Annotated in this window: 10 protein-coding genes and 1 pseudogene; 5 read left to right on the top strand and 6 right to left on the bottom strand. The window is 40.2% G+C overall.

The window, feature by feature from the left end:
• Together ACEW80_RS20830 and fdxB are read right to left on the bottom strand one after the other, a co-directional pair.
• The coding region (locus ACEW80_RS20830) for a cytochrome c oxidase subunit II (RefSeq protein ID WP_373528419.1) at positions 1 to 745 on the bottom strand (745 nt) is incomplete at its 3' end.
• A gap of 438 nt (positions 746 to 1,183) precedes the next feature.
• Entirely contained in the window at positions 1,184 to 1,477 is a 294-nt protein-coding gene (gene fdxB / locus ACEW80_RS20825; protein WP_373528418.1) for a ferredoxin III, nif-specific, read from the bottom strand.
• Positions 1,478 to 2,543: 1,066 nt separating this feature from the next.
• On the opposite strand from fdxB, the gene ACEW80_RS20820 reads away from it, so the two are divergent.
• On the top strand, positions 2,544 to 4,136 hold the full coding sequence (locus ACEW80_RS20820) for a helix-turn-helix domain-containing protein (RefSeq protein ID WP_373528420.1): 1,593 nt from the start codon (positions 2,544 to 2,546) through the stop codon (positions 4,134 to 4,136).
• 174 nt (positions 4,137 to 4,310) lie between these two features.
• Here the strand turns inward: ACEW80_RS20820 and ACEW80_RS20815 are convergent, their stop codons facing one another.
• Together ACEW80_RS20815 and ACEW80_RS20810 are read right to left on the bottom strand one after the other, a co-directional pair.
• On the bottom strand, positions 4,311 to 5,288 hold the full coding sequence (locus tag ACEW80_RS20815; protein WP_373528417.1) for a sucrase ferredoxin: 978 nt from the start codon (positions 5,286 to 5,288) through the stop codon (positions 4,311 to 4,313).
• Between the two features lie 795 nt (positions 5,289 to 6,083).
• Positions 6,084 to 6,308 carry a hypothetical protein gene (locus tag ACEW80_RS20810; RefSeq protein WP_373528416.1) on the bottom strand — a complete coding sequence of 75 codons (225 nt, stop codon included), beginning with the start codon at positions 6,306 to 6,308 and terminating at the stop codon, positions 6,084 to 6,086.
• Positions 6,309 to 6,383: 75 nt separating this feature from the next.
• Here ACEW80_RS20810 and ACEW80_RS20805 point away from each other — a divergent pair, with 75 nt between their 5' ends.
• The 3 genes from ACEW80_RS20805 (at position 6,384) to ACEW80_RS20795 (ending at position 8,055) form a co-directional block, all read left to right on the top strand.
• Positions 6,384 to 7,340: an ROK family protein gene (locus ACEW80_RS20805; protein WP_373528415.1), complete on the top strand. Its 957-nt coding sequence runs from the start codon at positions 6,384 to 6,386 to the stop codon at positions 7,338 to 7,340.
• An 83-nt stretch (positions 7,341 to 7,423) separates the two neighbouring features.
• Positions 7,424 to 7,648 (top strand): DUF2281 domain-containing protein, encoded by a 225-nt coding sequence (locus ACEW80_RS20800; protein WP_373528414.1) that lies wholly within the window; start codon positions 7,424 to 7,426, stop codon positions 7,646 to 7,648.
• A 2-nt stretch (positions 7,649 to 7,650) separates the two neighbouring features.
• Positions 7,651 to 8,055, top strand: coding sequence for a type II toxin-antitoxin system VapC family toxin (locus ACEW80_RS20795; RefSeq protein WP_373528413.1), 405 nt, complete (start codon positions 7,651 to 7,653; stop codon positions 8,053 to 8,055).
• Between the two features lie 65 nt (positions 8,056 to 8,120).
• Here the strand turns inward: ACEW80_RS20795 and proB are convergent, their stop codons facing one another.
• Positions 8,121 to 9,230, bottom strand: coding sequence for a glutamate 5-kinase (gene proB, locus ACEW80_RS20790; protein WP_373528412.1), 1,110 nt, complete (start codon positions 9,228 to 9,230; stop codon positions 8,121 to 8,123).
• Between the two features lie 165 nt (positions 9,231 to 9,395).
• Here proB and ACEW80_RS20785 point away from each other — a divergent pair, with 165 nt between their 5' ends.
• Positions 9,396 to 9,761 carry a nuclear transport factor 2 family protein gene (locus ACEW80_RS20785; RefSeq protein ID WP_373528411.1) on the top strand — a complete coding sequence of 122 codons (366 nt, stop codon included), beginning with the start codon at positions 9,396 to 9,398 and terminating at the stop codon, positions 9,759 to 9,761.
• Positions 9,762 to 10,158: 397 nt separating this feature from the next.
• On the opposite strand, the pseudogene ACEW80_RS20780 reads toward ACEW80_RS20785, so the two are convergent.
• A pseudogene (locus ACEW80_RS20780) lies at positions 10,159 to 10,431 on the bottom strand (YqeG family HAD IIIA-type phosphatase); the annotation flags it as partial.
• Positions 10,432 to 10,573 lie beyond the last annotated feature (142 nt).

Below are 10,573 nucleotides of genomic sequence, written 5' to 3'. Positions count from 1 at the left end.
TGGTGGCAACAAATCGTAGTTCGGTAGGGATACCGGGAAGTGCATCTTGTTTCAGGCGGAAGTTTGGCACCCAGAATGAGTGAATTACATCTTGTGCTGAAAGGTTGAGTTGCACATCAGCACCGACGGGTATGTGCAATTCTCCAGAAGTAATGCCACTATCGGGATAGTTAAATATCCAGGCGTACTGTATCCCTTTGACATCAACAACTAAATCGGCTAGTTTGTCTAGGGTTTGAGGAGACGCGCCAATACCAATTTTAGGGGCAATTTGAGGGGCAATTGATGGAGCAGTAGTTGCTTGGGAGGTATCGCTTAAGGTGGCAGCAAGAGCGGTTCCCGGCATATGAGCAACATGAGCTGCTGAATGAGGATGGCCCGCAGGCTCAAAGCCTCCCATTTGGTTAAAAACATCTACACTGTAGATGCCCAAACCGAGGACAATCACTGTTGGAATTGCTGTCCAAAAGATTTCTAAGGGAACATTCCCTTCAACCGGCACGCCATCGGTATCATCACCACGACGGCGACGAAACTGGATCAAAAAAACTACTATTGTTCCTTCTACCACTAAGAAGAGTGCGATCGCAATGGTAAACATGACGTTAAAAAAACCGTCTACCAAAGGCGCTTGTAGCGATGCTTGCTCCGGCATTAAAGTGTGGTTGTGACCAATCCAAATGCTGATTGCTGTAACTACTATCCCAGCAACCAGAGTCCATAGTGAAACAGGAACTTGTTGCATATATACTACCTGCTCTGTAAACCGTCTTTAGAGGTGTTATTTTCTAGGTTTTGGGAATTGAGCATTGTTATCTATTCCCCATTTCCTTTTCACTTATTAACTTTCTAACGTGCAGCCATAAAAAAAGGGGGAAACTTCCAGATTTTTTCCATATCTTTCCCCCCAAAAAATACAAATTATATTTCAACTCCTATAACAAAGTTAGCCCCCTACTCCCAGAAAAGCTAGTTGTTCCAAGAGGACACTGTTAGACCTAATATTGATTAGGCTATATTAGCAGCAAGTTTAGATTTGTTAATAGCTAACATTTTGCGATTTACGGATTTGTTTACTGGAAACTTTTTTTAGTTACAGTAACTATTTAGTATTCCCCTCAAGTTACCTTGCCTAGCGCATTTACGCTTATTACAAACACTGCCTCCTTGAACTCCAAAAACCTTAATTGTTTAACGCAACATGGGTGTAGCAGTTCTTGGGGCAAATTCGTGAACAAGCTTCACAACCAATACAGTTCTCTGGAGAAGTAACTGCCATTACTTTCCGTTCAATTTCTTCATCATCTTCATCTTCCACAAGTTCCCCTGCTTCGTTGAGCGCCTTCAAACCTAGCACATTGTAACCGCACACTTTAACGCATCTGCCACAGCCGATACATTTATCCTTGTCGATTTCCTGAGCAAATTTTGGTGTCCAAGTCTTACCGCCAAATGTCAAACCTGTTAGTTGTGCCATGAATAAATCCTCGGCAGTTTTGCCTGTCAATCTGTTTGTGCATTAATCATCATATTATCCTAATATTTTGTATTTTTGAGGTTCAAAAACTACTTTTATCTCATCAAAATTCGATGACTTTGAACACAATGCTAAATTATTTTTTATTTCAATTTATAGATGAAAATTATTACCAATAATATGTTTTCCTCGTTCCTATGCTCCGCATGGGAACGCATTCATTGAGTCTCTGACTCAATATCTAACTGGAGGCAGCAGCCCCTAACCCATGCAGAGCAAAGAACATGAGAAGGAAAAATTGGGGATAAAGCCTCGTGTAGATAAGCCAGTGCGTTGGGCGGCTCCGCCGACTTGAAGCAACTGGCGTGCAGTTTTATTATTTCCCGCAAATGCAACTATATCTATAACAGTGATGATATTCTTTTTCAAATATATTTAGTTTTAGGCAAATAAATCTAGATAAACAGTATACATACAATTTTAGATGTTCGCTAGTTACATTTTGATATATGCAATATGTATTTTAGAAAGCAACAATTTTCAATTTAGCTGTGATTTAACTATTTAGATAAATCTTGACAAAATAAATATTATTTTGTCAAATAAAGAAACATAATGGATTTATGAAGGAACTGTAAAGTTTGTGGCAGAATATTACCCTATATTAAATATAAAAATTATTAATAAATCAGATGAAGTTTAATTACAACAGGCTTCAATTTCTCCTAAAAATATTTTGCATAAGTTTTTATGGTCAAAACTAAAATGTTTATTAAGTACCTAACAAAATAAATGTTAAGACTTTTTTCTAAGCTCAGTACGAACAAATTAATCATTTTTTTCATGAAATGTATAGTTAATAAGAAGTTTTCTTAGGCTCAGTTTTAAAGTCTTAAACAGCTTCCAATTGGATGCAAATTCAAAATATGGATGTGGGGAGTGAGTGTGGTGAGAAAAGATTATTCTCGCCAGAAAGATAATGTGGTAGCGAGTCATGAATAAACAGGACTCATCCAGGGGAGACCTGAGCCAGACATCTCAACGATTAGAGTGGGAAAAGAGCCAAATGCCTTATACAATTCCTAACAACAGTTGCGTTGGATGTGACAACTGCCGCCCCCAATGTCCTACGGGTGCAATCAAAATAGAGAACAATGAATATTGGGTTGATCCTGCTCTTTGTAATAATTGTGAGGGCTATTATCCAGAGCCGCAATGTGTAATAGCTTGTCCAATTAATTCTCCCATTCCTTGGCAGGCGAAAAAGGGGAGATGCAAAGTTGAGCCAAGAGATGCTACTACTAGCTTAGACTTGTTTTCTAACGGCAAGAATAACCCATTTGCTTCAGCGATCGCAATTTGGGAAGCTTGTAACGTACTAGCACAACGCACGTCTCTACATTGGGAAACCGATGAAGAGGGTTACTTGTGTTACAGCAGACAAGTCAATCAAGGGCGAGGTGCGATCGCTTTTCACATTCAAGATCCGTTCAAAGTGAACGACAAAGCCACAGATATAGCAGCAATTGAGGGGCTTGACATCAGAGCCGCTTGCATACATCTAATTTTTGCAGCTTATGCCACAGCCTTAGAGCAACCTTGGGAGCAAGAATTTGCGATCGATGAGCGGCAAATTGAGAAATATTTAGGGATGGAGAAACGCAAAGACTTGAGCAAAGCTGCCAAGCTAGCTTTAATGAAAAATATTGTCCAGCAAGCTTGCTCACTGATTATCTCCATTGATTGGCCTCAACAAGGTCGAATTAACGGATTCTCTGTTAAAGAAAGCCGCTTATGGCACTTGGTGGACATTCAGCACCATTTTCAAGAAGACAATCTTGGATGCAAACATCTTATTGGGCTAACCTTTAAAGTAAAAGCAGGCGTATGGGCACAGTATTTCTTAAATAAACAAGCCTGTAAAGAGCGAACCGCATTCTATCAATATGGTAGTCTCCCCAAAACGGTGCTAACCACAGTCATGAGCATTTGGCAGCAACATGAAGGCGCAGTCCGACTAATGCTGTGGTTGCTATTTAAAACCAAAATGGGTAAAGAACAACGCATTACCATTCCTACCTTGCTGCGTATTGCTTACGGTGAGGAAAAAGTCGCCCTTGCATCCAGACAACGGGAAGAACGTAAACGTCTGCTGCGAACTTTTGAAAGCGATTTGGAAATTCTCAATCACTATGGAATGAAACCAATTTTTGACCCTGTTACCTACCCATTAGAAATTCAACCATTGTGGGCAAAATTAGTTGATCTTCCTGAAGATCCAGATGAAGCATTAGAATTTTGGACTAATGACGGTGGTGCTGAAACTCGCCTCACAGACACAGGACCCCGTGGTAAGTGGAATCTGCTCATGAATGCGCGGATTTTGGCTTTTGAACTCCCACCAGAATGGGATCAGCAAATTTCAGAATCAGAAAAAAGGCAACGACGAACTGCTAAAGCCAAAAGGAAGCCCAAAACTACAAACGATTTGCTGGGTGAACAGATTTTGCAAGCGCGAAAAAATTTGAATCTCTCCCAAAGAGAATTAGCAAAGCTCACAGGTAAAAGCCAAAGCTGGATTAGAGATATTGAAAATGGTCGTTTAAAAGCTAAGTTAGAAGACCAAATACTATTACGGAAAGTCTTAAATATGGCTTAATCTTGATTCGAGATTTGGAATTTAAACGCAGAGGGGCGCAAAGATTTTATTACTAGTTTATACAATCTTGTACTAAATATAGGATTTAATTAATTCATAAACTCCGCGTTCTTTTGCGCTTCCCTTCTCTGCGAGACGCTTTGCGAATGCGTTCCTTTGCGTTGAAAAATATTTTTACGTACTATAACTCATTACCTTATTAGAGGTCAGCCAGAGACTAGCTACAGCATATTTAGTAACTACTAACTCTTTTGTAGCATTGCATGAACTCTTCAGTTGTTGAGTCTTGGTTTCATCTTTCACAAGTTTAGCCTGGTAAGTGTAGAGAGAACCAGAAGGTTGTTCAAAACTTAGTTCAGCTAAAATAGTATTATTGTCTAAACTTTGCTCCAAAATTTTGCCTGCAACTTTGTAGTTAAACCAATCCCAGCCGTTGCACAGGATTAGTTCTCTTTCCAAAATCTGAAGTGCAGCAGGCAGAATTCCCCAGCCTCGATAGACTTTATTTAAGCATTGAATATCGCCAGTCCGGGTCAGAATCGATCTGAATGAATCTTGATCAAGAACACCGTAATATCTTCCTTCTGGCAAGTCTATAACTGTTGGTGCAAACCGATGTCCGCCAAAGTGCGATGATTTCCAAATTCGGACATTATCCAAGCAAAAATCAGCAATATTCGCTGTTAACTTGAAGTAAAAGGGAGCGCCATATCTGGCACAGCATTTATCATGGCTACCGTGGGTACACACTAAAATATCTCTAGTTTCATCAGTTTCTACCTCAGAATTAGAACTGATACCCCATAACCATTTTTGGACAACTGCTACTACTTGCTCAATATTTGATAGCTTAAACTCATGCTTGCAAAAACCATTACTCAGTCCCTCTTTTCTTTGATAAATCAAAAGCGTGGTGTAATTTACTTTGTGTGATATATCATTAGCAATTAAGAGGAATCTAATTGGTAATTTAGCACGCTTCACTTCTTCTACCAAAATCCTCAAATTCTGGGGTACCCACTTGGAATTAAAGGCTTCTGATGTCCAAGGTAACGGACACTCAACTAAAATATAAGTTTGGTAATTAGTGGCACTACCAATAACATCTTCTCCTGCTTGCCGTGAATAGTCAGAACAAAAAACAGTATTCATCTAGCTATACTCATTAGCGTATTTTATGGACAAAAGGTATTAGAAACTAAAATTGTGTTCTTAACTACAATATCCTTAACTCAAGGAGATAAAAAAGAACAATATGTATTTCCCAGTTAAAACTAGGTAGCCTTTTTATAACATCATTTCTGATCAACCTCTTCCCCGTTAATAAATTCTCCACAATATAGATAAACAGTGCCAAGAGATATTTTTCCGTAGTAGCAGCGTTAATTTTGTATTTAGTTTTATTGTTATTTGGTATCTTATAAATTTTCACTTGCTGAAACTCGGATTTTATGAAGTTAGTTTTTTGAAATCTTCTACACTATCTGCTTTTAATATATCTATAAATCTATACATATTGCGAATAATTCTCAATCGTCTGAGAAAAATAAAAGTAATTAAATCAGGGGTAAATGCTTTAGTCGCCCTTACTCCATGCGCGACAAGTTAATGATCAAAACTAGTGACTAATTATTCGCAGCGTCACTGACATCAACATTAACAAACCTAATATTAGTATTTTACCTAATTTAACTTCTTAAAGCTCATGTCAGGGTTTGATGATAGGCATCTGCTTTGACTGTAGCTGAAGTCAATAATAAATGCAAGTATTTGATAATCTTTATAAGTTCTTTACAATTATCTGGACTGCTGGAGGTTGGTTAAATCAAGGTTAACGGGCATTTTATAGTGGAGACAGTTGACTAGAACAAGCATTGATGCTTTCAATATAATAGATAAAGTTTTGCAATTGCGACAAATTGTTACCAGTAGAAGCCCACATCAGTCCTATTGCAACTTGCTTGCATCGGGAATGTTAGCAAAATCTCCAACATTTTCTCTGCTTTCATCTTGGCGATTAAAAGCATCATGAAGAGGGTCATCCTCGATCTGTCCGCTAACTTCTTCCGGTTCTAAGGGAGCTGCTTCTTTAGCCTCATCAAGATTGATAGAGGTAGGAGGTTCTTTGGCGTGAGACAAATCAATCAGTGGTTTTGGTTGCTCGGTAGTCATAAGTTGCTAAATGATCTGGTTTTCTCTAGTGTTGAATTTATTTTGAGTGTAAACATCTTTCTTGAGAATGAAACTATGACATTAATTTTAGCTCTCGATTTTGGCGGAACTAAACTGGCGGCGGCAACTGTAAATATCGGTTCTAGAAAGTGGTTGCGTTATGAACGCCGACTCTCGCCAGCAAATGCAAATGCTAGTACTGACTTGGAAATTATGCAATCGCTCATTTACTCGTTGCTGCAAGACACAAAACCTGCTGCGATCGGTGTCAGCTTTGGGGGGCCAGTTGACGCTTCCACGGGGACGGTGCGACTATCTCATCATGTTGCCGGATGGGAAAACATTCCCCTCAAAGGCTTGTTAGAAAAGGAGTTTGGTGTTCCTGTTGGTGTAGACAACGATGCTAATGTTGCGGCTTTGGGAGAACATCGTTTTGGTGCGGGACAGGGATACGATAGCCTGTTTTACATAACTGTTAGCACTGGGGTGGGTGGTGGTTGGATACTCAACGGGCAGCCTTGGCGGGGTGCTGGTGGAATGGCTGGCGAAATTGGACACATGGTTGTAGATCCTGCTGGGCCAGTGTGTTTGTGTGGTAAGCGGGGATGTGTGGAACGTTTGGCGTCGGGGCCTTATATGGCGCAAAATATTAGGGAAATTTTGGAAAACGAACCGCCAAGTCGCCAAGGCGGAGAGGTATTGAAGAGTTTAGTGGGGGATAATTTAGAGTTACTGACAGGGCAATTGGTGAGTGAAGCTGCGGCTGGTGGTGATGATTTGGCTAAGGAAATTTTGCACAAAGCTGCTTGGGCGCTGGGTGTAAGTATTGGGAATGTGGCGAACTTGATGAATCCGCAGCGCTTTGTTTTAGGAGGTGGTGTGATGAAGGCGGGGGGGGATTTTTGGCAGGTGATGCAACAGGTGGCGCGGGAAACAGCTTTGCCAGAAGTTGATTTTGAAATTGTGCCAGCGTTACTGGGTGATGATGCGCCGTTGTGGGGGGCGGTGGCGATCGCTTCTATGTTAGTTTGATATTTGCTTTGAGGAGATTATATCTATTGGACAATTTACAAACTTGACCGCAAAAACTCTAATAGTTAAAAGGAGAAAAATGTATGAACATTGAGCAAGCTGTTTTAGAAAAATTGCGGCAATTACCTATAGATAAACAGCAAGAGGTTTTAAATTTTGCTGATTTTCTTCACCAAAAAATTACTCCAAAACCTCCACTACACAGTGTTAAGGGACTATGGGCTGGTTTAGACATTGATATTACAGAAGAAGATATTGCCCAAGCTCGAAAAGAGATGTGGGGAAATTTTGCAGAGGAAGATATCTAATAATGGTAGCAGTTGTAGCGGATACTCATGCAATTGTTTGGTATTTGCGGGAGTCAGCCAAATTATCAGAAGCGGCGATTGCGGCTTTCGATGGGGCGATTAGTGCTGGCGATCCAGTTTATGTATCTGCAATTTCTCTAGTAGAAGTAGCTTATCTGGCAGAAAAATATCGCTTACCAAAAGCAGCATTTGAACAGTTAATTGAGGCTTTATCTAATCCTGGGACTGGTTTGGCAATCGCACCTTTAGATATAACAATTGCTCAAACCCTGTCTCACATTCCGCGAGATATTGTACCAGATATGCCAGACAGAATTATTGCTGCTACTGCTTTGTATTTGCACCTTCCTTTAGTTACTCGCGATCTGCGAATTCAGGCATTAACAATTATTCAGACAATTTGGTGAGATGGATAAATTATTTTTCGTCTGATTACTGGATACAGGTTATCAGTAAAAGTGACTTTTCCATCTTAAATCAAAACCAAGTTATCCCGGTGAATCACAGTTTCCGCACCGGCATAACCTAAAATTGTGGAAATTTCTCGTGAATGACACCCGCGAATCTTTTGAAGTTCATTGCTGTTGTAATTTACAAGTCCTCTAGCAATTTCGTTACCGTTGGTATCACATAATTGCACAGCGTCCTGTGTGTCAAACTCTCCTTCTACTGCCTTAATTCCAGCAGCTAATAACGATTTTCCTGCTAGAGAAATTGCCGCGATCGCACCTTCATCTAAATACAATTTACCCGCAGGTAAAAGACCATAAGCTATCCAACGTTTACGCGCAGAAGTTGGTTCAGGTTGCGGTTCAAAATGCGTGCCAATAAGTTCACCTTGGAGAATTTTTTCAATATTCCGGGGAAATCTCCCTTGGGTAATTACAGTCCGCACTCCAGCCGCGATCGCAATCCTCGCAGCCGAAATTTTTGTCACCATACCGCCAGTACCCCACTGAGAGCCTTGGGAACCCGTTTGTATCTGTAATTCTGCTAATTCCTTAATACTACTAACTAAAGCGATGGGCTGGGCATCTGGTACGGAACGCGGATCGGCTGAATAGAGGCGATCAACATCGGTGAGCAAAAATAACCAATCTGCTTCTACTAAGCTGGCAACCAATGCCGAAAGGGTGTCATTATCACCAAATTTTAGTTCATCTGTTGCTACGGTATCATTTTCATTAACTATGGGAATCACTCCCAGCCGCAATAGTTCCTGAAAAGTGTTATGGACGTTGAGATAGCGACTGCGCTGTACCAAGTCGCTACGAGTCAGTAATACTTGGGCGATCGCCTGTTGTAGGGTACTAAATAAGTCATCGTATATACGGATTAGCCTACCTTGTCCAACTGCCGCTACAGCCTGTTTCAGGGCGATCGCTTTGGGACGTTCAGTTAAGCCCAACCGCGCACAACCCACCCCCACAGCGCCAGAGGAAACCAAAATCACTCGATGTCCCTGGTGTCTTAAATGGCAGAGTGTTTCCGCCAAAGTAGCGATCGTAGAAAGTGCTAATTGTCCCGTTTCTGGTTGAGTTAGGCTAGAAGTACCGATTTTGACAACAATCGTTAGTGGCATCTTTGAATTTTAGATTTTAGATTCAGATTAGACATCTTGCAATACGGTTTGTTTAAGAAAAAATAACTTGTGAATTACAGGGTAGCCGAGTTAAGATTTTCCGTAATTTACCAGCCATTGCCCTTTCTAAAATCAATCGTAATAACATCAGGGGAGTCAATCAAGATGATGACAATCGAAAGATTAGAAGAAAAATTGCGACAAGCAATGCTCGATAGTGATGTGCCGATCTTAGATGAATTAATTGCTGACGATCTAATTTTCACCATGCATACAGGTCTAGTAGTCGATAAGCAATATGATTTGGATGCACATCGTAGTGGAATGCATAAGTTTACTAAGGTCGAAATTGACGATCAACAAATTCTTAATTATGGTAATTTTGCTGTGGTCGCAGTTAAAACATATCTGGCAGGAATTCACGATCAGCAAGCTTTTTCAGGTACTTATCGCTTTACTCGCGTCTGGGCAAAGCGTCAAGATCGATGGCAAATAGTAGCGGGTCATGTTTGTCAATTAGTTTCTCTTTAATCTTTATCAAAAACAGAATCTCTATCCTAGATTTTCTGAAGTCACATTTGTAAAAATGAAAGCAGAGATTAAAATAGCATCCATCTTAGCGTAGGCGTAGCCCACCGCAGGCATCGCTTTGTCTTGTCTGCCCAGTTGAGCAAATTCATATCTAGCAACCTTTCTGGACTTTTCTATCCGTCGAACTCACGTAATTTTAGATTTACTCCAAAATCCAAAATTGTAAAGCGCCAATCCCTCTATAGTGAAGGCTGACGCTTTACGGTTTTATATTTACTTAGTATGTACTAGGGTCTTTTTCGGCTGATCCCATATTATTAATACTTATGATCCCCGATTTTTGGACTTTAGTAAAATTCCTTAATTATTTCTTTAGATTTATTTTCCTGACGATTTATCACCTTTTGTGAATCTTAGTTTTCTTAGGGGTAATAGAGGCTCCTAATATTTCAGATACCCAAACTTCAAAGTTGCGGATGGGATGCGATCGCAAGATCGCGTCTGCATGGACAATTGGTTCAACCAAAATGGTAAACATCCCCAGGCGATTACCAACTATGACATCAGTAAACAAGCGATCGCCCACCATCCCTACTTGATGCACTGGTAAATCCATTCCCCTAAGTGCTGCCCTAATTTTGCGTCGGGAAGGCTTGGCTGCCCCTAAGTAGTCAGCAATTCTCATTTTGAAAAAAAATCAGAGAAAATTCCGTTACTTAAATAGAGAACTTGTGTCGAAGCATCATTTTTTGACAGATAATTATCATCCAACGTTGGCGATAGAGAGATTTTCAGAAAAATGTCCATGAAAA

The organism is Nostoc sp., from assembly GCF_041747015.1.
Lineage (GTDB): Bacteria > Cyanobacteriota > Cyanobacteriia > Cyanobacteriales > Nostocaceae > Nostoc.
Note: the sequence above shows the minus strand (reverse complement) of the source record. Positions and strands in the feature narration are given on the sequence as shown.